This window comes from Amycolatopsis echigonensis (genome assembly GCF_014174495.1).
In the GTDB taxonomy this organism is placed as follows: domain Bacteria; phylum Actinomycetota; class Actinomycetes; order Mycobacteriales; family Pseudonocardiaceae; genus Amycolatopsis; species Amycolatopsis echigonensis.
The window spans coordinates 114,269-136,110 of record NZ_JACJHR010000014.1; the positions used below are offsets into that span (position 1 = coordinate 114,269).

Below are 21,842 nucleotides of genomic sequence, written 5' to 3' on the forward strand. Positions count from 1 at the left end.
TCCCGATCCGCAACAGGGCGCCCGTTGCCCCGCGCGCCCCAGTGTGCGTGCCAGGACGCCGATGGCCCTTGTCGCCGCAGGCAGAGGTCTTGCCAATCCGCGCACCCCCAAGCTCGCCGAAGCCAGTGAGGGCCACCTTCACAAAGACGAATTCCCTCAAGGGCCCCTTCACAGCTATCGAGGAGGAGCCAACGGCCGGAGGGCTCCTTCAGCGGGGTTCCCGTCACGGACCGCCGCCGTCCGTTGAAGGCCCCCTTCACGGCCCGCCCCAGCCGCAGCCGATGCACCCACAATCGAGGCACCCAGACCCTCCCCCACACCCCGATACGAAGCCTCCCTGCGGTTCGGGGGTGCTTGTCAAGGCATCTTTCCCGCTTTGACAAGCACCCCCGAACCGTCAGCACAATCCAGCTTCGGGGTACCCCACGCACACACCCACCGGCAATGTCGCCGCCAGGCGACGAGCCGCCCACCAAACCACCTGCAGCACCCGCCGGGGCTACCCCCTCCGCAAATACCGCAACGCCCTCTCAGCCGCCTTCCCCCCACACATCCCATGCGCCCCCGGCCCCGGCGGCGCAGCCGCGGAACACACGAAATGCCCCGGCACCCCCACGTCGTACGGCTGCAAAGTCACCCGCGGACCGAACACCAACTGCCGCACATCCTTCGCCCCGGTAAGAATGTTCCCACCGACGAAATTCGGGTTCCCCGCGGCGAATTCCGCCGAAGACGTGCTCACCGAACCAATAACCCGCTCCCGAAACCCCGGCGCGAACCGTTCGATCTGCGCCGTGATCGCCTCGGTGGCGTCACCGGTGTACCCATGCGGCACATGCGCGTACGCCCACACCGGATGCACGTCGCCGACCGAACGCGACGGATCAGCCAGATACTGCTGACCCAGCAACACAAACGGCCGCTCCGGCATCCGTCCATCGTGGACAAGTCGCTCTCCCTCCGCCACCTCCTCCGCCGAGCCTCCCAAATGGACAGTCCCGGCGACGCGTGCTTCCGGCGAACGCCACGGAATCCCGCCCTGCACCGCGAAGTCCACTTTGAACGCACCGGGGCCGTAGCGGAACCGCTCGTACGAACGCCGGATCCGCGGCGGCAACCGGTCGCCGAGCACCGACGCCAGCGTGTTCGGCCCGACGTCCCACACCACCACATCCGCCCGCGGGAGCTGCGAAACCGACTCCACCCGCGCGCCAGTCTCGATTTTCCCGCCGAAATCGGCCACCAGCGCGGCAAGCGCGTCGCTGATCGCCCGCGACCCGCCCTCGGCGACCGCCCAGCCGTGCCGATGGCCTGCGGTGAGAATGCCCAGCCCGATCGCCGACGAAAGCGGGCGATCCAGCGGACGAAACGCGTGCGCTGCCACGCCGAGCCACAGCGCTCGGGCCTGCTCGGTGCGGAAGTACCGGGCCAGCAAGGTCGCCGGCGCGACCGTCGGCAGGCCGAACCGGCCCAGCAGCAACGGGTGTTTTGGGACACGCAGCAGCGGGCCGAGGATGTCCTCGCTGAGCGCGTCGTAGTTCTGCGCCGGCGAGGAAAACAAAGTTGACCAGCGACGCTCGTCCGGACCGAGCCCGGCGGCGGTGGCGGAGACCGAACGGCGCAGGACTCCGGCGGTGCCGTCGTCGAGCGGGTGCACGCAGTCGATCTCCGGCAGCCGCCAGCGGAGGCCGTACCGATCGAGCCCGAGGTCGGTCAACACCGGCGAGCCGACCGCCATCGGATGGGTCGCGGAGCAGTGGTCGTGGCGCAGGCCGGGGACGATCGCCTCGTAGGTGCGGGTGCCGCCGCCGATCTCGTCGGCGGCCTCCAGCACCGTCACGTCGACCCCGGCGCGCGCCAGCACCGCCGCCGCGGCGAGCCCGTTCGGTCCACTGCCGACCACCACCGCGGTAGTCATGCCAGCACGCTGCCGGTCTCGGCTTGCTGAGCGGTCCAGGTCACGGTGAGCGGGATCGGGCCGTTCGGCAGCCACGGCTGCTCGTTGACCGCGTCGGCCACCGTCCAGTGGCCGCGCTCGATCACGCCCAGCGCCGCGTCGATCACCTGGTAATGCTGCACCTTCGAGTGGATGGCCTGCGATTCGACCCACACGACGATCCACTCGCCGGGCGCGAATCCGACCCGCTCCTGCACCGCGTTGACGAAGTCGAGATTGTGCATGTGCCCGTCGCCGAAGTTGAACCCGAGGATCGAGTTGCAGCCGAACTCGGCCTCCCGCACGGTCCGCGTTTCGAGGTCCGGCAGCTTCTTCGCGAGCACCGAGAACAACCCGCGGCCCTGGCTGTGCATCGACCGCCACGCGATCGTCTGCTGCATGGTGATCTCGGCGACCTCCGCCGGATAACCCATCGCCTGCAATTGGTCGACCTGGTTCTTCGTCGGCCGGTGCGGGAGCGTGTTCAGCTTCGCCTCGGCACCCGGGGCGAACGCCCACAGCGCCGACGCCCAGTTGCCCGCGTACTGCCGCATCGACGGCAGGAACGACACCAGATCCGGCCGCAGGTTGCCCAGGATCGGGAAGAACAGCAGCGCGGCGGCGATCACGACGGCCAGCCAGCCCGGCGTCATGTCGCCGACGCCGTATCCAGCACTCGCCGGGAACCCGAGGAACAGGAAGATCGCGAGGTAGCCGAACAGGATGTTCCACTCCAGCGGCACCGCCAGCGGGAACGTGGACGTGATGAACAGGTGGAACACCACCATCAGCGCGACACCGGCGAGCGTGACCCAGTGGTTGGTCGAAAACAGCAGCACCAGCGGCGTGATGATTTCCACCGTCGTCCCGCCGACGTGCGCCATGAACGTCGCGAGCTTCGACGGCCGGATGTCGTTCGGGAAATCGCGGTAATGCGCCCGCTTCAGCCACTTGAACGGAACACACGGGCTGTTGGACACCATCGGCGGCACCACATTCGTGAAATGCTTGCCGAACTTCGAAACGCCCGCGCCGATCCAGACAATGCAGATCAGCAGTTTCGCGGCGATGATCATGTTGACGAACGGAAGGAAGGCGAAGAACACCAACGCGGGCAGATACTGCTCACCGCGGGCAGCGAGGAAAATCGTCTTGTCCCGCAACCCATTCAGCACGTACAGCACGATCGGCGCGATCAGCAGCGCCGGACGCACCAGACCCGAGGTGTTGCCGGGCAGCGCGGCCGACAGCGCGGCGTCCGGGACGCCGGGCAGCACGATCGCGGTCAGCAGGGTGGCGAGGAACGCCAAGTACAGCAGCACGTCGAAGCCGGTTCGCCGGTCGCCCGCGGTGAACGGCACGCGTTTCCACGGCCGCAACCGGATCGTGCCGGGCCGCGCCCAGAACAGGATCCCGCCGGTCATCGGCTTGAACTTGCCCGCGATCGGGCCCCAGGAACCGGCGACCCCGATCGTTTCCAGCAATACCGTCCACAGCACGAGCTTTTGGTAGACGACCGGTTCGTGCCACCACGCGGCGACATCCCAGAACGGGCCGACGCCGGACGTGGCGGTCGCCAGCACCACCCCGGCCAGCACGTACAGGAAAAGCAGCTTCACCACGTACGTCGCCGGGATCATCTTGGGCGAGCCGAAGCCGAACTGGACCCAGTGCAGCGCGAGCGCCTTGGTCCGTTCGAACAGTGGCTTCCGCAGGAAGGTTTCCGGATCGACCGGGGGAAAGTCCCCTGTCTTGAACCCCATTGTTCTCCGCCTTTCTCCGGGCAGCATCGACCGGACCCGCGAATGCGGGCACGGATGGTTTCTTTCAGAAGAGTGGAATTACCCCGCCGCGGCGAGTTCCCGGCGCAGCGCGGGTTTGTCGATCTTGCCGACCGGGTTCCGCGGCAGCGCGGGGACAATGTCGATCCGCGCCGGCACCTTCACCCGCGTCAGCCGGGCCCGGCAGTGTTCGAGCAGCTCGGCCTCGCTCGCGACCGCGCCCGGGTACAGCGTCACGGTCGCGACCGGCAGTTCGCCGAGCACCGGATGCGGTGCGCCGACCACCGCGGCTTCCAGCACCGCCGGGTGTGCGTGCAGTGCGTTCTCGATCTCCTTGGGGTAGAGGTTCTCCCCGCCCCGGATGATCATGTCCTTGATGCGGTCGACCAGGACGAGGTAACCGTCCTCGTCGAACCGTCCGACGTCGCCGGTGTGCAGCCAGCCGTCGACGATCGTCGCGGCGGTGGCTTCCGGCCGGTTGAGATAGCCGCGCATCACGTTCGGGCCGCGGACCACGACCTCGCCGGGACCGTCGGTCACCAGCCGCCCGTCCGGATCCATCAGGGCGACTTCCTGGCCGGGCAACGGACGCCCGACGGTGCCCGGTTTACGGGGCCCGGCCAGCGGATTCAGCGTCGAAGCGCAGGTTCCCTCGGACAGGCCGTAGCCCTCGACCACCACTACTCCGAACCGCTGCTCGACGCGCTGGATCAGCTCGGCGGGCATCGGCGCGGCACCGCACACCACCAGCCGCAGCGACGAAGTGTCCGGCCGCACGGCGTCCGGGAGACCGGCCAGCCGCGCGTAAATCGCCGGCACGGCAGAGAAATACGTCGGACGGACGCGTTCGACCACGGTGAAGAAGTCGTCGGCGCGGAATCTCCCGGCGATGGTCGAGCGACCGCCGGCGAGCAACGGCGCGAGCACGCTGACCACGATTCCGTTGACATGGAACAGCGGCAGGATCAGCAAACTGTGGTCCGCCGGGCCGAGTTCGAGCGCGTCGACGATCATCGAGGTCATCGCCCGAACGTTGGCGTGGTCGAGCACCACGCCCTTCGGCTGTCCCGTGGTGCCGCTGGTGTAGATGAGCAGGGCGACCGCGTGCTCGTCCTCGGCCACTGGACCGTCGTCGGGCGCGGCCGTCGACAGCTCCTCGATCCGCATGGTCACCAGGTCCGAATCACCCTGTCCCACGACGACTTTCGCTTTCGCGTCGGCGATCTGGAACGAGGCCTCGCCGTCGGTCAGCTCCGGGTTCACCGGCGTGACCGCGGCACCGAGCCGCCAGGCGGCGAACAACACCACCGCGAACTCGACGCGATTCGGCAGCAGCACCGCGACGACGTCGCCCGCACCGACCCCTCGGGCCCGCAACGCGGCCGCCGCGCTGCGCACCCGTACCGCGAAGCCGGCGTTGCCGAGTTCGCCGTGTTCGTCAGCCAGACACGGCAGGTTCGGATTCCGCCGGGCCCGCTCTTCAGGCAGCGCCGCGAGGTGCATCGTCGAAGTCCTTTCCAGTGCGGCTTAGTGGGAAATGACGGTAAGGACGCGTAGTGACCCAGGCCATAGGCCGCAGAACCGAAGGCGCCGCGGGTCGTTGTGCCGGGGTCACAACCGCCTGCACCGAGGGGGTGAACGACGCCGCTCGCCTGTCGCCGGGGCGGTCCGGTGGCTACCCTGACCGCCATGTCCGACGCCGTCGACGCCGTCGTGGCAGAGATCGCGCACGCCATCGACGCCGACCTCGCCGCGCGCACCACCGAGCTGACCGACTGGTTCGTCGAGATGATCCCGGAGTTCCGGCACGACGAGACGGTCCGCAAGCTCATGATCGCCAGCACGTCGGCGAATCTGGTCGCGATCCTCGACATGCTGTCGCATTCCATCCCGCTCGACCGGATCACCGTCCCGCCCGCCGCGGCCGAGTACGCGCGCCGGTTCGCTCAGCACGAGCTGTCGCTGGAAGCGCTGCTTCGGGCGTACCGGCTCGGCGAGCACCGATTCGAACAGTGGGCGATCGAGGCGCTGGAGCGGCAGCCGAACATCGACACCCAGCTCGCGCTCGCCGTGCTCGCCGAACTGTCGCGGCGCACCAACCGCTACATCGACCAGGTCATCGAGGGCCTGATCGACATTTTCGAGACCGAACGCCGGCGCTGGAGCAGCCGCACCGGTGCGGCACGGGCGGCGCAGATCCGGCTGGTCCTGGACTCGGACACGCTGACCGAGGACGCCGCGCAGCAGTTGCTCGCCTTCCCGATGCGGCAGTGGCACTGCGCGGCCGTCGCCTGGTTGCCCGCCGAGGGCGCGGGCGAACTGCAGGCAGCGGCGCGGCTGCTACAGGAGGTGTGCGGGCGCGGTCCGGCGCTCACCATGCTGGCCGACGACCGCACGCTGTGGAGCTGGACGGTCAGCACGGAACGTGACGACATCGAGGTCGAACGGCTCCGCGCCGGCGTGGCAGAAATCGGTGGCGGCCTGCGGCTGGCCTTGGGCGCGCCGGGCTACGGGCTGCCCGGGTTCCGCGGGTCCCTGCGCGAGGCCGTGCGGGCCCGAGCGGTCGCCGAGACCGACGAGGACCAGAGCCAGAACGTGGTGCTGTTCGACGACGTCGCGATCGCCGCGCTGCTCACCGAACACTCCGACGACGTGTACCGGTGGATCGCGCGGGTCCTCGGAGACCTGGTCGCCGACGATCCCGGCACCGAGCAGCTGCGCGAGACGCTGCGGGTCTTCCTCGACACCGACGGCAGCTACACGCACGCCGCCGCCCGGCTGCACCTGCACAAGAACACCGTCCACTATCGCGTCCGCAAGGCCGAGGAACTGTGCGGACGGCCGCTCGCCGAACACCGGCTGGAAGTGGAGGTCGCCCTGCGTGCGGCCACTTTGCTGCGCAAGCGGCTGCCGTGGAACGAACCCGGCTGACCCGTCTGTCCTTTGTGGATTGGTTTGCCTTCGCGCGTGGCCGTGTTAACCTGTCGCCGTGCTGCGCCTCATGACGTCCGAGCGACTCGTAACCCGGCGCGCCGGCTGAACCAGGCTGCCGGCGCGCGATGTCGGTATGCGGTTTTGCTTCGGGACCTGGCCCTTTTCCCGCCAGACCTCTCATGAGTTCCCGGAGAAACGCCATGTCCCTGAGCACCTTTTCCTCCGCCCCGTACACCTCCGCCCCGGCCATGCTGGTCCGCCGCCGGATCGCGACGTATTTCGTCGGCGGCATCGACCAGATCCCCGGCCTGGTCGCCACGCTGAGCCAGCACGGGAAGCTGATCCACGAGCTGTCCGTCGACGTCCGCGAGGGGGTCCGGGAAAGCAGCATGGTCAGCACGGTCCTGGTCAGCCCCGACGCGCTCGACGCCCTGCTGGACGCGCTGCGCGACCTCTCGTCGGTCGTCTCCGCCGAGCTGGCCTGAGTCGGTCCCGCTCCCGGCCCGGCGTCAGACTGGGGTCCCCACCAGCGAAAGGGACCCACATGCGATTGGCGGACAAGATCGCCCTGATCACCGGCGCTTCGAGCGGAATGGGCCGGGCAGCCGCGCTCACCTTCGCCCGCGAAGGCGCGACGGTCGTCGTCACCGACATTGAAGACGCTGACGGCACCGCCGTGGCCGAGGAGATCCGCGCCAACGGCGGCCAGGCCGACTACCGCCGCCTGGACGTCACCGACGAAGAGTCCTGGACGGCAGCGATCGCCGGTGTGCTGGACCGGCACGGCAAGCTCGACGTGCTGGTCAACAGTGCCGGCATCAGCGGCACCTTCGACCCGGACCTGACCAGCACGGCGTTCTACGACCGCTTGCTGCAGGTCAACGCCCGCGGAGTGTTCCTGGGCATCAAACACGGCGTGGCAGCGATGTCCGGCCGAGGCGGAGGTTCGATCGTGAACCTGACGTCGATCGCGGCGTCGATCGGCCAGGTCGGCGTGCACCTGGGCTACGCCGCTTCGAAGGGCGCGATCAAGGCGATGACGACCGCCGCGTCCGTCCACTACGCGGGCGAAGGCATCCGAGTCAACGCGGTAGCGCCCGGCTTCCTGCCGCCGATGCGCACCTCCCGCGGCTCGACCGATCCGGTGTGGCGAGCGAAGCAGGTCGCGGGGGTGCCGATGGGACGGACTGGGGAGGTGCAGGAGGTCGCCGACGTGATCTTGTTCTTGGCTTCCTCGGAGTCCTCGTATGTGACCGGGGTGGAGATCGTGGTCGATGGGGGCTTCACGGCCCAGTAGGCGTCCTTGGGGCTCCCGCGGTCCTCCGCTGCGCGGGCGGGAGCCCCTCCTGCGTTGTCTGGCGTACGGGCTCCTCGAGCCGCCGTCCCCCACTCGCCCGCGCGGTACGTTGACCGGATCACTCCCCGGTGGCGAGACGGAGGCGAAGCCGATGGAGCTGAGGCAGGTCGAACACTTCCTCGCCGTAGTCCGGCACCGCAACTTCACCCGCGCCGCCCAGGACGTGCACGTCGTGCAGTCCGCTCTCAGCGCGTCCATCCGGAAACTGGAAACCGACCTCGGCGCGGAACTGTTCGACCGCACCACCCGCCGGGTGACGCTCACCCCCGCGGGCGAGGCCCTGCTCCCCCTTGCCCGGCAAATCGCCGCGGACGTCGACTCCGCCCGGGGCGAGGTAGCCGCGGTGACCGGACTCGCGCGCGGCCGGGTGTCGATCGGAACCATCCAGACCCTGACCGTCCTCGATCTGCCCGCGAAGCTCGGCGAATTCCGCGCCCGCTACCCGGGAATCCGGCTGCGTGTCCGGGAAGGCACCATCCCCGGACTGACCGCCGCGGTGTCCGACGGCGAGCTGGATCTGTCCTATGTGGGCGGTCCGCTGCCGGAGGACCTGGCCGAGTTCGCCAGCTGGCAGCAAAACCTCGTCCTGCTCACCCACCCCGGACACCGCCTGTCGACCCGCCGCAGAGTCCGGCTGGCGGAACTGGACGATGAACCGTTCGTAGATTTCACCGGCAGCGGCCTGCAAGCCTTGGTCGACCGCGCCTTCACGGAGGCTGGAGTCCGCCGCGACCAGGTCTGCGAAGCGACCAACGTCCCGCTGCTGGTCGACCTCGTCGCGGCTGGACTGGGCGTCACCGTGGTGCCCGAACAGGTCGCCGCCCGATCCGGACTGCCGTTCGCCCACCTCACCCAGCCGACGCTGGCCCGCACCATTTACCTGACCGGCCGCTCGGCAAACCTCACCAACCCGGCGGCACGCGCGCTGCTGGCCCATCTCCTCGCCTGACCCCACGCACCGGCGCGAGCACCAACGCGAACCCGACCAAACCCACCACCAGCGCGACAGTCGTCAATCCGGTAATCCCGGCAACGAACGCCAGCGCGAACGCCCGGCCGCCAAACCGCCGCAGCAGCCGGACGACATCCCGAGTCTCGCCATCGACCGACTCGACCTCGGCTGCCGGGCTGGCGTCGGCGTTCGCCGAAGGCTCAGCCACCCGACTGCCGCGCGCCACCGGACCGACGTCGGCCACCGCCCAGTTGACGTTGGTCGCAGGCTCGGCGATAGCCGACCGGACAACGGCGGCCATCGACTCGTCGCCCGCGGCTCGGTTGATGCTAGCCACCGGGCTGTCGTCTACCGCTCGGACGGCGACGCGGTCAGCCGCGATCCCAAGCTCGCCCACCGAACCTGGGACAGCGGCGTCCGGAGCGATCCTGTGACCGTCGAGGACTCGCTCAGCGCTCGGGCCGGTCCCGGCGTCGCCACCGGACCGGTCCGCCGACTCGGCACCGTCGAGACACCGGTCATCGTTTGGGCCCGAGTTCTCGGCGGAATCGCCAGGCACAGACGTCATGGGCTGAGTATTGGCTCGCGTCGACCTTCCAGTCCAACGCATGTTTTCGCTGCGATTCAGCGATGAAATCGATCGGTGTTCCTCGAGGAATGTTCCCGCCGCGGTTCATCTCGGCTGTCCCGAATTCCGGCGGGCTACGAGTCGCGACGTTCCCGTGCGGACTCCTGCCGCGTCGACGGTCGCGGATGCCGCATCGGGCGCTGCCGGGCGACTGGGTAGCGAGCCAGGGGGTGCGCCTCGTCCAGCCGGTGGCGGGCGCGGCGAGGCAGGTCGTCCGACGGGGAGACCCAGCGGCGGGTGGAGTCGGCCGGAGAAGAGGCCGGGGAAGCGTTCGGCGGCGGAACGGCGGAGCGACGCCGGGCGGCGCGGCGCAGGAACACGACGGCCAGCACCACGAACACCGCGGCGACGGCCACGAGGAGCCACCAAGCTTGCATTCGTCCTCCCGTCGTGGGTGGGTCGCACGCAAGGGTGCCCGCTCAGCCCGGGGACAGCCCGATATCCACACCGCCGGGTGTCACCGGAACGGGGGTTGCTCGCTGGGTAATCGCGGAGGGCCGGGCCACCTTCAGCGAGCACCTCGCCGCGAGGAGAAGGCACTAGCAATACCTAAGCGCGGCGCCGAGAGCCGCCTTGCGCGGGCATGGACACCAGCGGCCGTGACCGAGCACGACGCCAGCACTCACCCAAGCCCCGTCGGAAGCGTCACTTCACCCCATCCCGCAACGCCGACACCCGGTCCACCGCCGCGGTGAACTCCCCGCTCGGCAACGATCCGTTCGACAATCCGGCGGCCAGCGCGGAAGCGGCGTCGTCCCCCTGGCTCACCTCGCGGGCCGAAGCCAGGATCAGGTCCATCCCCGCCTTCGCCGCCAGCACGGCGCGGTTTCCCGATCCGCCATAGGACTTCAGCGCGCCGGCCTCCAAGGCGTCCGTCACGGTCACCCCGGCGAACTTCGTGCCGTTTCGGAGTTCCTGCACCGCCGCGGGCGAAAGTCCGGCGGGGCGGGAGGGGTCAAGCGCGGGATAGACGGCCCACGAAAGCATCACGAGCTTCACGCCAGCGTCGACCACCGGGTGGTAGGGAGCCTCGTCCTTGGCGCGCAGTTCAGACAAGGGCACGTTCAGCGTCACCGGACCGACGTCTGTGTTGCTTCCGGCGGGCGCGGCGCCCAGGCCGGGGAAGTGCTTGGCCGTCGCGGCGACGCCGGTTGCCTGCTGAGCCGTGACGAAATCCTGGCCCAGTGCGCCAGCCACCTGGGGGTCCTGACTGTAGGAGCGGCCGTATTTGTCGATGAAATTCCCCGGTTGGCGGTAGACATCCAGAACCGGCGCGAGGTTGAGGTTCATGCCTACCCCGGCGAGGTTCTGACCAGCGCCGGTGCCTGCCGCTTTGGCCGCGGCGGAGGGATCCGCGGACTGGCCGACCTGCTTCTCCGACAGAACTGGCTCGCCGGGCAACCGGCGGACCTTGCCGCCTTCCTGGTCGGTCATCAGCAGCAACGGGCGGTGCACCGGGCTTTGCGCGTTCGCGTCCCGTAATTGTCGTACGACGCCGCTAATCTGTTGGGTGCTCGAGATGTTCTCGCCGAAGAAGATCACGCCTGCCGCCTCGCCGGCGCGGATGCGTTGCAGCAACGAGGCAGGCGGGGTCAGACCAGGATAGGAGTAGATCACCCGCTGTCCGGCCAGCTGCCGCGGCGTGAGTCCGGACGGGGCGGCGGCGACCGTGCTCATCGCGAGCACCGCCACGGCCAGAGCCTGCAATGCCTTCCGACGCTTCATGCGACCTCCGTTCGCGAGCCGTGACACAACGCTAACCCCCGGCGAGCGGGTGTGCGCGGTTAGTGCCCGCGGGAACCAGCACGGTGCACAAGAGCGTGGCGAAACAAGGAGCAATCCCGGCCGCTTCCCATCCGAAGGCGGTTATGGCCGAAGCGACGGCGGCGGTGTTTCACGAGCGAAGAGAATGTCAGACCCAGTAAGCGACCCGGGCCCGGTAATTGCGGAGCACCAGCATCGCCAGCGACCAGCCGACCACGGTCACCACTCCCGCGACGAGCCAATGCGTCCAGCTCTGCTGCTGCCCGACCAGCGGTGCGCGCACGATCTCGACGAAGTGGTACACCGGATTGAGCTGCAGCAAATTCACCGCGACGGAACCAAATCCTTCGTGCGAACTCTGGTTCATCACCCGCACCTGGTCCATCGACCACATGATCGGCGTCGCGTAGAAGAGCATCGTGATGAAGCTCTGGATCACCGGCGGAATGTCGCGAAACCGCGTGGACACCACGCCGAACAGCAGCACGACCCAGGCGCCGTTCAGCAGGACCAGCATCAGCGCGGGCACCGCGAGCAGCATCCCCCAGCCGAGCCCAGGGTGCAGCAGCGCGCCGTCCTTGTCCACCAAGCGGTACGGCTGCGACAGCTTGCCGAAGAAGATCGCCAGCACCAGCACGTACACGACGAGGTTGTGCGCCAGGTACAACGCCTGCCGCCACACCGTGCGCAGCGCGTACACCGACACCGGAGCCGGAAGCTGCTTGATCATCCCTTCGTTGACGATGAACGTTTCCGAGCCCTCAACGATGCAGCCGTTCATGAAGTTCCACAGGATGAGCCCGGTGGTGATGCTCGGCAGCAACGTCGAGATGGAACTGCCGAACAGCGCTGAGTTCACGACACCCAGCGCGAGCGCGGTGACCGCCATCCCGACGGTGATCCACAACGGTCCTAGCGACGAACGCCGGTAGCGCTGCTTGATATCCTGCCACGCGAGCAACGCCCACAGTTCCCGGGCACGCAGCCCAGCCAGCAGGTCAGCGAAGGCGCGACGCCAGCTTCTCGGGTCCGCGGCGATCGCGGGTGGAGCGGTCATGACAGCGAACCTAGCCGCGATCGCCGTTCTCGGCCAACACACGACTACGGTGTGCCGGGTGAGCTTTTTCCTGTCCCGCGTCCTTTCCGCGCTCCGCGACGGCGGCGACACCGTGCTGTTCCACCACGACGACACCACGATGACGTACCGAGCGGCGTCAGAGCTGCTGTCGCGGCTGTACAGCGGACTCGCCGAGGTGCGCGGCATGGTGGCGATCGACGCCGCGAACCGGCCGGAAGTGGTGCTCACCCAGCTTGCCGCACAGCTGCGGGGACTGGAAGTGGTGCTGATCGCGGCGTCCGCGAGCCGTCCGGCGCGGGCGGCGACGCTCGCGGCCACCGGGGCGACCTTGCTCACCGACGCCGAACTCGACACGCTCGCCGCCGCGCGTCCGTCCACTCCGGACATGTTACCGAATAGCGTCACGGCGATTTTCCCCAGCGGCGGCACCACCGGGGCTCCGAAACTGATCCGGCACAGCGGAATCTACGACGGCGTCGCCCACATCTTCCAGCCGGACGGCACCAAGACGGCCCTCGTCACCGCGCCGCTCACGCATATGACCGGCAACGCCGCCGTTCTCGGTGCGCTCTGTTGCGGCAACACCGTGGTACTGCACCGAGAGTTCAATGCCGAGAAACTTCTCGCCGATGTCGAGCGTCATCGCGTCACGACGCTTTCTCTTACCCCGCCCCGGCTCGCCGCGGTGCTCGACCATCCGCATCTGTCCACTACGGACGTATCGAGCGTGCAGCAGCTTTCTCTCGGTGCCGCGCCGCTGCCGCCGCGCCGGTTGGCCGAAGCGCTCAAGGTGTTCGGTCCGGTCGTCGGACAGGGTTACGGACTCACCGAAGCGCCGATGATCGCCAGCATCTCCGCGGACGAAGTCCTTGCCCGGCCGGAACTTCTCGGTTCCGTCGGCCGCATCGTGCCAGGGATGGAAGCCCGGATCGAGGACGGCGAGGTACTTGTCCGCGGACTGTCCATGATGGACGGCTACCACGGGCAACCGCCGATCGGCGACGGCTGGCTGCGCACCGGCGACCTCGGCCGCTTCGACGAGGACGGTTACCTCTATCTGGAGGACCGGGTCGACGACGTCATCGTCACCGGCGAGCATGGCACGAAAGTCTCGTCGACCACAGTGGAGCACGCACTTCTCAGCCACCCCAAGGTGAAAGCCGCCGCGGTAGTCCCCGCACCAGGACCAGACGGAACCCTGCTGCACGCGGTGGTGGTCGCCGATGGAACAACGGCGAGCGACCTGCGCGAGCGGGTTCGCGAAGAACTCGGCGGCGAGCACTTCGTACCGTCCACTGTGGAGTTCCGCGACGAGTTGCCGCTGACTCCGGTGGGCAAAGTGGACAAACAGCGGCTCAAGCGGTGATGGACCGGCCCAGCAACCGTTCCCGGTGATGCTCCTCGTGCAGGTCCCGCCGCCGGGCATGCAGCAGTTGCGCCAGCGTCACCTTGCCGAGCACCCGCGAGGGCTCGTGCCGGTCGACCACCAGCGCCTGCGTCGTATGCCCAAGCGCGAGTTCGTTCGCGACGTCGCGCAGCGTGTCGTCCGCGTACACGACGACATCAGCCGACATCTGCACATCCGGTTGGTGCGTCATCACCTCATGCACGAAGAACGTCTCAAGTGGATCAGTCGTGTACTCGCGAGTGAGGTGCAGACGTCGCCGCGCGATCTTCTCCGTGAGCACAGAACGCTTGAGCAGCAACACCGAAAGCGCGTACGCCGAGAATGACGCGACGACGAGCGGCAGCAGATAGCTCCACGCGTGCGTCAGCTCCAAAGTGAACACGATGCCGGTCAACGGCGACCGCATCACGCCGCCGACCACCGCGGCCAGTCCGCACGTCGCCCAAAACCCCGGCGCGACGTGCGGCAGCAAACCGCCTTCCGCGGCACCCAGCGCGGCACCGATCATGAAGACCGGCGCCAGCACCCCGCCGGACGTCCCGGATCCCAGCGACAGTGCCCAGATCAAGGTCTTCACGACCAGGATTCCGACGATCAGCGACGCGGTCGCGTGCCCGGTGAGCAGCGTGTCGATCACGTCGTAGCCGACGCCGAGCGCGTGCGGTTCGATCAGGCCGCCGATGCCGATCACCAGGCCCCCGATCGCGGGCCACCACATCCAATGCACCGGCAGCCGTCCGAAAAGATCCTCGGCGAAGTAGACGAGCGCGGTCGCGCCGATCGCCAGCAATCCGCCGGTCAGGCCGGGGATGAGCGCGAGACCGTCCGCGGCCGGGCCAGGGTTGGCCCCGGCGAAGGGGACCCCGAAGACCGGTCCGGTGCCGAGCAGAAAGCCGCGGCACACCGTCGCGACCGACACCGCGGCGGCCACCGGCACGAGACTGCGCGGCCGCCACTCGAAGAGCAGCAACTCCACTGCGAGCAGGACGGACGCCAGCGGCGCGTTGAACGTCGCCGCCATCCCGCCCGCGGCACCGGCGACCAGCAGCGTCTTGCGTTCGTCCGCGGACAGTTTCAGCAGCTGCGCGAGGATCGAACCGACGGCGCCGCCGGTCATGATGATCGGCCCCTCGGCGCCGAACGGACCTCCGGTGCCGATGCTGACCGCCGCCGACACCGGCTTCAGCACCGCGACGCGCGGGGCCACCCGGCTGCCGCCGGTGAGAATCGCTTCGATCGCCTCCGGCATGCCGTGGCCGCGGATCTTCTCCGAGCCGTAGCGCGCCATCAAGCCGATCACGAGGCCGCCGGCGACCGGCGCGAGCAGCACGAGCCACCACGGATGCTGCTGCGCGCCCGGCGCGACGAGATCCGTGGCGACGCGTTGGTAGAACACCAGATTGGTGATCAAGCCGATGAGCTTGAGCAGCGCGAACGCCGCCACCGCGGCCGCGCCGCCCACCGGCAGCGCGATCGCGGTGATCAGCAGCATCCGCGGATTGACCGCGAAGTCGCCGAGGTGCGCGGCCCGCGCCGGAACCTTCACAGCCGGCCCGGCCCGGCCGTGGGCACGCCCGGTGCCGATTCCGCCGCCACGACCAGGTCGCAGACCGCCGTCGAGACCGCCTGGACCCGGGCAGCCGGCACTTGCGCCAGCAGCTCGGACAGCGCGCGGTGCCGTCGCTCCACTACGCCCGCGACGACTTCCCGCCCGGCGGCGGTGACCTCGATCGTCACCACCGTGCGGCGGTGCTCGTCTTCGCCGCGCACGACGTACCCGTGCGCCTCCAGTTTGTCGGCCAGCCGCGTAACCGAGGACGCGTTCACGCCCATCGCCTCGGCGAGCCGCGAACACGGCACGCGTCCCAGGCTGTCGAGCACCACCAGCAACCGCACCTGCGGGAAGGTGACGCCGCGCGGGGCGGCGTGCGCGCTGTCCCAGGCCACGGCCACGAGCACGCGAGTCAGCCGCTCGAGATCGGCCACGTCGTCCGGCAAACCTTGCATAGTGCAAAAGTTGCTATAACCATGACTCTGGGTCAAGGGTGTGCTCGGTCACCAAGGGTTCTCCCCCGGCTGCCCGTTTTGTCGGTGATCTTGACTAGGGTGGGTTCCGGCGACGCGGAGGTGAGCCGGTGGAGGACCACCCACTCCGGGGCAACCCCGGGGAGCAGCACGACACGTACCCACAGCGCCCCGCGCAGCGGCGGCACGCTCCGCGTACAAGACAGCGCGGATGAACGGAGAACGAGTCGCCTCCGCGTCGCTGCCCGAACCGATGCCGGTGTGGCGCTGGCCGGTCGCTCGGTGGACCACGTTCGACGAATGCGCCGCCGCCCTCGACCTCACGCCCGGCGAGCTGTCCTGGTTCGCCGACGAACGCGGCTGGCACCGGCGGTCCCGGCCGGTGCTGCGGCATTACAGCTACCGCTGGATCCCGACGTCCACCGGCGGCGCGCGGCTGATCGAACGGCCGAAACCCCGGCTGGCCGAGCTGCAGCGCCGGGTCCGCGGGCACGTGCTCGACGCGCTGCCGGTCCACGAGGCAGCGCACGGTTTCCGCCGCGGCCGCTCGATTCACACCTGCGCCCGTCCGCACGCCGGACAAGACCTGGTGGTGCGACTGGATCTGGCCGGCTTCTTCCCGACGGTCTCCGCGACCCGCGTGCGCTCAATTCTCGATCTGGCCGGTTACCCACCAGCCGTCGCGGCCGCCATCGCCGGAATCCTCACCACCCGCACTCCGGTCGACGTCCTGCGCTCCGCCCCCGCCCGCTCGGCCATGCTGAGCCATCTCGCCGGAACGCACCTCCCGCAAGGCGCACCGTCGTCGCCTTCGGTGGCGAACGCCGTCACCCTTCATCTGGACCGCAGGCTCTCCGGCCTCGCCGCGGTGCTGGGCGCGAACTACACCCGCTACGCCGACGACCTCGCCTTCTCCGGCGACGCGACTTTGCCGTTGCATCGCTTGCTGCCGGGCGTCCGGCGCATCGTGACCGACGAGGGCTTCCGCTTGCGCAACGACAAGACGTCAGTCAAACCGGCTTACCGGCAGCAACGCGTCGCGGGTTTGGTGGTGAACGCCGCGCCAGCCGTCGCCCGAGCCGAGTACGACGAGCTGCGGGCTGTGCTGCACAACTGCACCCGCACCGGGCCGGGGCCGCAGAACCGCGCTGGGCACCCGGATTTCCGCGCGCACCTGCTGGGCCGGATCGCGTGGATCAGCGCCACGAACGCGACCCGCGGCGCGAAATTGCGCGGTCTGTTCTCCCGGATCGACTGGTCGCGAGAACCGGGTTCAGACCGATAACAGGCTGAGGTTCCGCTCCATCTCGGCCCACCATCCGGCCGCCGGAACATCTCGCGGCTGAATCAACGACGCTTTGACCAGAATGTCGGGCCGGTTTTCTCGCCAAGCGTAGGAAAAAAGCTCGTCATAATGCACGCGCGGAAGCCAGCCCTGTTCCCGGCCCGCTTCCAAACGCATGAGCTGCCGAGCGAGATCCACGCTGCTTCGCTCGCACCCGCGAAACGCACTCGAAAATCTTTGCACGGCCGCCGCGTCACCTCGTCGGAACGCCTGACAGGCAAGGAAAAGCGCCGTCACGGCAAGGATGTCCGACCGGTGCACCCCGCCCTCCGCGGCCAGATGTTCCGCCAGCTGAAAACTGCGCTTCCGCCGTCCCCGGCGCACCATTTCCGCCAGCGCTCGCTGCTGACGAGTGAGGTATTCGTCTTCCCGCAGGTACTGCACAGCGTTTCCTCCCCTGCGCCCGGTCCCGACCCAGGCCGTTTCGCGGTACAGGATGCTCCACCAGAGTGACAGATACGTCGGCGACACTCAGCCGTTCGGAGCAAAATATCACCCAGGGGAATCGACAGTACTCGACCGCGCAAGCCGGGGAATCCTTGGTGTTCCTCAGGAATCGAGCCTATCGGCGGGGTTGCGGGATTTCCTGGCGCGAGTCGGTTTCCGCAGCAGTTTCGCGCCGCGGGTCGGCTTGTCGGCGCGGCCGGGACGAGTTGCTGCGGAATCCGCATTCCGCGGCGACTGGCCCAAGTGGACACCCAGCAGTGCGCAGGGGCGACGGTTGCGAATCGCTTTCATACCAAGGTGTTGTTCTGCCCAAGCGGAGCGGGCCTCCGGGCGATGCACGCTTCAACTACCCGTGGGCGGCGCGGGCTTCCAGTGCGCTTTCCCGTCGCGCTTTCACCCGTTCGGCCCAATCGGGATCGTGGGATCGAGGTGGCGGGTTGCTCTCGGGTGCACGGTGAAGCGATGGGAGAGAAAGCCTCTTGAGCCGCCTACGGCGGCCACCATTCCCCGCCTCGCGCGGCACGCAGAATGACGCGGCACAGGACTCGATTTGCCCAGACAGGGCAACACGTCGCGGGGCAGGCTCGCACACACGGTCAGCCCGTCCGGTCGCCAGACCGTCTACACGTCAAACTCAAGCCCATCGCCCGGCGATTACCCGACCAGCCAGCGCCCAAACCTCTCGCCACCACGGCCCGGCCACCCCCCGCAACCGAGCCGCCCAGCCCGCTATCGCTCAGACACGAACAGCCTGGCCCTCCCAGGGCCAGGCTGGCACAAAGCTCACGCGCAACCGGTCCGCACACCGGCCGGGGCGTGTTCTTCCCCCGAATACCTCGGAACACTCCGGCGGAACCGGAGCGCCTCAGGCGACCTCGGTCCGGCTGCTGCCCGGGGCGTGCAGGCCCAGCATGTCCAGCAGCAGGGCGCATTCCTGTGCGTCCTTGGCCCGGGACGCGACGGCCAGCGCTGCCTTGCGGCGGCGTTCCTCCTGGCGGGCCGCGTCGGTGTCGTCCACGAGGTCCGGCGCCGGGTGCAATCCGGTGGTCAGGTCTCGCATGGTGGCTCCTCCCCGATTGGCGTGGGCGCGGGTCTTCCGCGCTCGCTGCACACCCCTTCAACGGCCGAGCGGCACCGGATGTTCCGATGACTCCGATCACGTCTGCCGGCCAGGCCAGAATGGCACACGTCGAGCGACGCCGGTGCGGTGCCGGAAAACGGGGCGTGCGCAGGGCGGGAGCACTGATCGTCCTAAGTGGACACCGGCCGGAAAGCGCCCATTCGGGTGGCATGAGTGGCCTCACCCGGCTGGGCGAGCCACTATCCACGCTGTGCATCCCGCCCGGCACCCTGTGCGCACCGCTCTCGTCGGGATGACTGTGCTCGTCCTCGGGGTCCTCGCCGCCCTCCAGGCGCCGAATCTGCCGATCATCGGCGACGGCACCGCGTATGCCGCCGAGTTCAGCGAGGCCGCCGGACTCGAAACCGGCAATGACGTGCGGATCGCGGGAGTGAAAGTCGGCCGGGTGTCTCAGGTTGCGCTCGACGGCGCGTCCGTCCGCGTGTCCTTCCGGGTGTCGGGAGCGTGGCTCGGGGACCGGACATCCGCTTCGATCCGGATCAAAACGGTGCTCGGCCAGAAATATCTCGCGCTCGACCCGGTCGGCGCCGGGTCGCTGGATCCCGACACGCCGATCCCGCGCGACCGGACCACTGTTCCGTATGACGTGCTGCCCGCGTTCCGGCAGCTGGCCACGACCGTCGACGCGATCGACACCACGCAGCTGTCGCAGAGCTTTCGCGCTCTTTCCGACACGTTCGCGCACACCCCGGCGGACGTCCGCGGCACGCTGACCGGACTGTCGCGGCTGTCCGATTCCCTCTCCACCCGCGACGCGAAACTGGCTCACCTTTTGACTCAGGCGCGGACGATTTCCGGCACGCTCGCCGACCGCGACGCCCAGCTGTCCCGGCTTCTCACCGACGGCAACCAGTTGCTGGCCGAGGTGCAGAAACGCGAGTCGGCCATCCAGTCGCTGCTCGCCGGAGCCCGCCGGTTAGGCACCGAAGTGTCCGGGCTGGTCGCCGACAACGACCGCGAGCTCGGCCCGGTGCTCGCCCAGCTCGACCGGCTCACCGCGCTGCTCGAACGCAACCGCGCATCGCTCGCGGAAGGAATCCGGAAACTGGCCCCGCTCGTCCGTTTCGCCGCGAATCTCACCGGCAACGGCCGGTGGATCGACGGTTATCTGTGCGGCCTGATCCTCCCCGCGATCGGACCGGTCAACGAGGACGGCTGCTTCACTCCATGAGCCCCGGTCCGCCGGTGATCCGCACGGTGACCTGGTTGTCGTTGTACGTGTAGGCCTCGTAAGCGAACTCGACGCCGGTCTTCTCGACGTGCTCGGTCCACGCCCGGTATTCGTGCCGTTTCCAGCCGGGGAAGTTGAAGAACTCGTCGAAGTGCACGATGCTGCCGACGCGCAGCCGCGGGCCGACGTTGTCCAGCACGGTCTTCGCGGAGCTGTAGAGATCCCCGTCGATGTGCAGGAAATCGACCGGACCGGGGTGCTTCTCCAGAAAACCGGGCAGGCTGTCGGCGAACAGGCCGACGACCAGTTCGGCTCCCGGCACGTCAGGCAGGTCGTCGCGGGCGAAGGCACCGGCGGGCATGCCGTTGAGCCACGCTTCGGGCAGGCCGTCGAACGAATCGAAGCCGTACACCTCGGTGGCCCCGCGTGCGGCGGTGATGGTGCGCAGGGTGTTGCCGGACGCGACGCCGAACTCCAGTGCCAACCCGCCGGTGGGCGCGAGGGAAAGCGCGTACTGCAGCGTTTCCTTCGGGCTCCCGAAATGCTTGGCCCCGATCAGGTTTTCGCGCGCGAAGACGTTGCTCTCCAACGCCGCGTCCTGATCGCCGGCGTACACGATGTCGCGGCGGCTGCGGATTTCGAACTCGACCACGCGGTCCAGCAGGCGGTCCCCCTGCCGGAGGATCTCGGACCGCAGTTCCTCCCGCGTCCGCTCCAGTTCCGCGCGCAGTTCGGCGAGCTGGTCGGTGTGCGGATCGTGCAGCCTGGCCGCGGCCCGGCGCAGCACCAGGCCGGCCTTCCGGCGCAGCGCAGGGCCCAAAGTCCTTGTCGTCAGCCGATCTTGGCTTTCCTGGTTCATTCCGGGACGATAGCCGACAACCGGACACCATCCGGCACCGCCCGGTTTACCCGGGAGTAGCCGGCCGCCTGAGCACCGCGGATCCCTGCGCGGCGGCGCACAATGTCGAATTGCCTTCTCCGTCCACTGTGTACAGATCGCAGCGGCAGGTGGCCCGCGAACGGCTCGCTTGGACGACGGTCGCCTCCGCCCGCAGCACCGTGCCGTCGGCGGGCACGAGATAGTCGATGGAGAAGCCGCTCGTCAGCAGCTGCGGACCGAGCACTGTTCCGGCGGCGAAGGTGAGCGCGTTGTCGGCGGCGTAGGCGAGGACGCCGCCGTGCAGGTAGCCGTTCTGCTGTCGAAGGTCGTCGCGGACGTCCAGTTCCAGCACCGCGCGTCCGTCGCCGAACTCCTCGACCCGCGCGCCGAGCAGGACGCTGAACGGTTGCGCGGCGAGTGCGGCGCGCGCGAAGTCCAGGTTCATTCCCGATCCTCACTTCAGTAGTGAAGTACTTCAGTAGTGAAGTGAGGATGGCGGCGAGAGGAGAACACTGTCAAGATCCCCGCATGGCCGCCGACGAACGTCTTTTCTTCCTGCTGCAGAGCGCGGCGCACCGGCTGCGAGTCGAGGGCGACCGGCGCTGTCTCGCCGCGGCCGGCGTGACGACCGCGCAGCTCGGCGCGCTGTTCGCGGTGCACGACCGGCCGGGGCTCACCCAGCGGGAACTGGCCGCGGAACTGGGCCAGCGCGAATCGGCGATCACCGCGATGACCGGACGGCTGATCGAGGCGGGACTGATCGTCCGGCAGCCGCATCCGGAACAGCACCGGGCGCTGGTGCTGGACCTGACCCCGGAGGGAAGCGCGACGATCACCCGGTTGCGGCCGGTGATCGAATCGTTCAACCGCGAACTGCACGCGCTGCTGGGCGACGCGTTCGGGCCGACCAGCGAAGCGCTGCGCCACCTGGCGGGGTGGCCGGGCTGAGATGCCCGAGGTTCGCGAGGGGAACCCCGTGGGAATCAGAGTCCTTC

21 protein-coding genes are annotated in these 21,842 nt (G+C 68.8%); 8 read left to right on the top strand and 13 right to left on the bottom strand.

All coding sequences use genetic code 11. The features are described 5' to 3' along the window. Nucleotides 1-499: 499 nt before the first annotated feature. From H5411_RS12855 to H5411_RS12865, 3 genes are all read right to left on the bottom strand, one after another. The gene (locus H5411_RS12855) at nucleotides 500-1,918 is read right to left on the bottom strand and encodes a phytoene desaturase family protein (protein WP_183123877.1); all 1,419 of its coding nucleotides are present in this window, start codon (nucleotides 1,916-1,918) and stop codon (nucleotides 500-502) included. After that, complete coding sequence (locus tag H5411_RS12860) at nucleotides 1,915-3,699, bottom strand: DUF3556 domain-containing protein (RefSeq protein WP_183123878.1); 1,785 nt, start codon at nucleotides 3,697-3,699, stop codon at nucleotides 1,915-1,917. The genes H5411_RS12855 and H5411_RS12860 overlap by 4 nt, the downstream gene beginning before the upstream one ends. A 78-nt stretch (nucleotides 3,700-3,777) precedes the next feature. After that, on the bottom strand, nucleotides 3,778-5,220 hold the full coding sequence (locus tag H5411_RS12865; protein ID WP_183123879.1) for a class I adenylate-forming enzyme family protein: 1,443 nt from the start codon (nucleotides 5,218-5,220) through the stop codon (nucleotides 3,778-3,780). Nucleotides 5,221-5,406: 186 nt separating this feature from the next. Between H5411_RS12865 and H5411_RS12870 the strand changes: the two genes are divergently transcribed. From H5411_RS12870 to H5411_RS12885, 4 genes are all read left to right on the top strand, one after another. After that, entirely contained in the window at nucleotides 5,407-6,648 is a 1,242-nt protein-coding gene (locus H5411_RS12870; RefSeq protein WP_183123880.1) for a PucR family transcriptional regulator, read from the top strand. A gap of 203 nt (nucleotides 6,649-6,851) precedes the next feature. Next, the gene (locus H5411_RS12875) at nucleotides 6,852-7,136 is read left to right on the top strand and encodes a hypothetical protein (protein ID WP_183123881.1); all 285 of its coding nucleotides are present in this window, start codon (nucleotides 6,852-6,854) and stop codon (nucleotides 7,134-7,136) included. A 59-nt stretch (nucleotides 7,137-7,195) separates the two neighbouring features. Then, nucleotides 7,196-7,948: an SDR family NAD(P)-dependent oxidoreductase gene (locus H5411_RS12880; protein ID WP_183123882.1), complete on the top strand. Its 753-nt coding sequence runs from the start codon at nucleotides 7,196-7,198 to the stop codon at nucleotides 7,946-7,948. Between the two features lie 151 nt (nucleotides 7,949-8,099). After that, nucleotides 8,100-8,957 (top strand): LysR family transcriptional regulator, encoded by an 858-nt coding sequence (locus tag H5411_RS12885; protein WP_183123883.1) that lies wholly within the window; start codon nucleotides 8,100-8,102, stop codon nucleotides 8,955-8,957. Here the strand turns inward: H5411_RS12885 and H5411_RS12890 are convergent. From H5411_RS12890 to wzm, 4 genes are all read right to left on the bottom strand, one after another. Beyond that, nucleotides 8,911-9,297 carry a hypothetical protein gene (locus H5411_RS12890; RefSeq protein WP_183123884.1) on the bottom strand — a complete coding sequence of 129 codons (387 nt, stop codon included), beginning with the start codon at nucleotides 9,295-9,297 and terminating at the stop codon, nucleotides 8,911-8,913. The two genes, H5411_RS12885 and H5411_RS12890, sit on opposite strands and share 47 nt — an antisense overlap. Nucleotides 9,298-9,662: 365 nt before the next feature. After that, the gene (locus H5411_RS12895) at nucleotides 9,663-9,965 is read right to left on the bottom strand and encodes a hypothetical protein (protein ID WP_183123885.1); all 303 of its coding nucleotides are present in this window, start codon (nucleotides 9,963-9,965) and stop codon (nucleotides 9,663-9,665) included. 268 nt (nucleotides 9,966-10,233) lie between these two features. Further along, nucleotides 10,234-11,313 carry a glycoside hydrolase family 3 N-terminal domain-containing protein gene (locus tag H5411_RS12900; protein WP_183123886.1) on the bottom strand — a complete coding sequence of 360 codons (1,080 nt, stop codon included), beginning with the start codon at nucleotides 11,311-11,313 and terminating at the stop codon, nucleotides 10,234-10,236. Between the two features lie 187 nt (nucleotides 11,314-11,500). Beyond that, nucleotides 11,501-12,409 carry a galactan export ABC transporter permease subunit Wzm/RfbD gene (gene wzm / locus H5411_RS12905; RefSeq protein ID WP_101437929.1) on the bottom strand — a complete coding sequence of 303 codons (909 nt, stop codon included), beginning with the start codon at nucleotides 12,407-12,409 and terminating at the stop codon, nucleotides 11,501-11,503. A 58-nt stretch (nucleotides 12,410-12,467) separates the two neighbouring features. Between wzm and H5411_RS12910 the strand changes: the two genes are divergently transcribed. After that, the gene (locus H5411_RS12910; RefSeq protein ID WP_101441094.1) at nucleotides 12,468-13,796 is read left to right on the top strand and encodes a class I adenylate-forming enzyme family protein; all 1,329 of its coding nucleotides are present in this window, start codon (nucleotides 12,468-12,470) and stop codon (nucleotides 13,794-13,796) included. Here the strand turns inward: H5411_RS12910 and H5411_RS12915 are convergent. Then, nucleotides 13,786-15,384 carry a chloride channel protein gene (locus H5411_RS12915; protein WP_244194737.1) on the bottom strand — a complete coding sequence of 533 codons (1,599 nt, stop codon included), beginning with the start codon at nucleotides 15,382-15,384 and terminating at the stop codon, nucleotides 13,786-13,788. The genes H5411_RS12910 and H5411_RS12915 overlap by 11 nt on opposite strands. Further along, nucleotides 15,381-15,845, bottom strand: coding sequence for a MarR family winged helix-turn-helix transcriptional regulator (locus H5411_RS12920; RefSeq protein ID WP_101437928.1), 465 nt, complete (start codon nucleotides 15,843-15,845; stop codon nucleotides 15,381-15,383). Before H5411_RS12920 ends, H5411_RS12915 begins: the two co-directional genes overlap by 4 nt. A 229-nt stretch (nucleotides 15,846-16,074) precedes the next feature. Here H5411_RS12920 and H5411_RS12925 point away from each other — a divergent pair, with 229 nt between their 5' ends. Next, nucleotides 16,075-17,148 (top strand): reverse transcriptase family protein, encoded by a 1,074-nt coding sequence (locus H5411_RS12925; protein WP_101437927.1) that lies wholly within the window; start codon nucleotides 16,075-16,077, stop codon nucleotides 17,146-17,148. Here the strand turns inward: H5411_RS12925 and H5411_RS12930 are convergent. Together H5411_RS12930 and H5411_RS12935 are read right to left on the bottom strand one after the other, a co-directional pair. Next, the gene (locus H5411_RS12930; RefSeq protein WP_167442016.1) at nucleotides 17,137-17,592 is read right to left on the bottom strand and encodes a hypothetical protein; all 456 of its coding nucleotides are present in this window, start codon (nucleotides 17,590-17,592) and stop codon (nucleotides 17,137-17,139) included. The genes H5411_RS12925 and H5411_RS12930 overlap by 12 nt on opposite strands. A 928-nt stretch (nucleotides 17,593-18,520) precedes the next feature. Beyond that, nucleotides 18,521-18,715 carry a hypothetical protein gene (locus H5411_RS12935; protein WP_101437925.1) on the bottom strand — a complete coding sequence of 65 codons (195 nt, stop codon included), beginning with the start codon at nucleotides 18,713-18,715 and terminating at the stop codon, nucleotides 18,521-18,523. Between the two features lie 313 nt (nucleotides 18,716-19,028). Here H5411_RS12935 and H5411_RS12940 point away from each other — a divergent pair, with 313 nt between their 5' ends. After that, nucleotides 19,029-19,967, top strand: a complete 939-nt coding sequence (locus H5411_RS12940; protein WP_101441092.1) for an MCE family protein — start codon at nucleotides 19,029-19,031, stop codon at nucleotides 19,965-19,967. On the opposite strand, the gene H5411_RS12945 is transcribed toward H5411_RS12940, so the two are convergent. Together H5411_RS12945 and H5411_RS12950 are read right to left on the bottom strand one after the other, a co-directional pair. Next, nucleotides 19,957-20,826, bottom strand: coding sequence for a class I SAM-dependent methyltransferase (locus H5411_RS12945; protein ID WP_244194736.1), 870 nt, complete (start codon nucleotides 20,824-20,826; stop codon nucleotides 19,957-19,959). The genes H5411_RS12940 and H5411_RS12945 overlap by 11 nt on opposite strands. Nucleotides 20,827-20,872: 46 nt before the next feature. After that, nucleotides 20,873-21,292: a PaaI family thioesterase gene (locus H5411_RS12950; protein ID WP_101437923.1), complete on the bottom strand. Its 420-nt coding sequence runs from the start codon at nucleotides 21,290-21,292 to the stop codon at nucleotides 20,873-20,875. Nucleotides 21,293-21,375: 83 nt separating this feature from the next. On the opposite strand from H5411_RS12950, the gene H5411_RS12955 reads away from it, so the two are divergent. Then, nucleotides 21,376-21,795, top strand: a complete 420-nt coding sequence (locus tag H5411_RS12955) for a MarR family winged helix-turn-helix transcriptional regulator (protein WP_208637429.1) — start codon at nucleotides 21,376-21,378, stop codon at nucleotides 21,793-21,795. Nucleotides 21,796-21,842 lie beyond the last annotated feature (47 nt).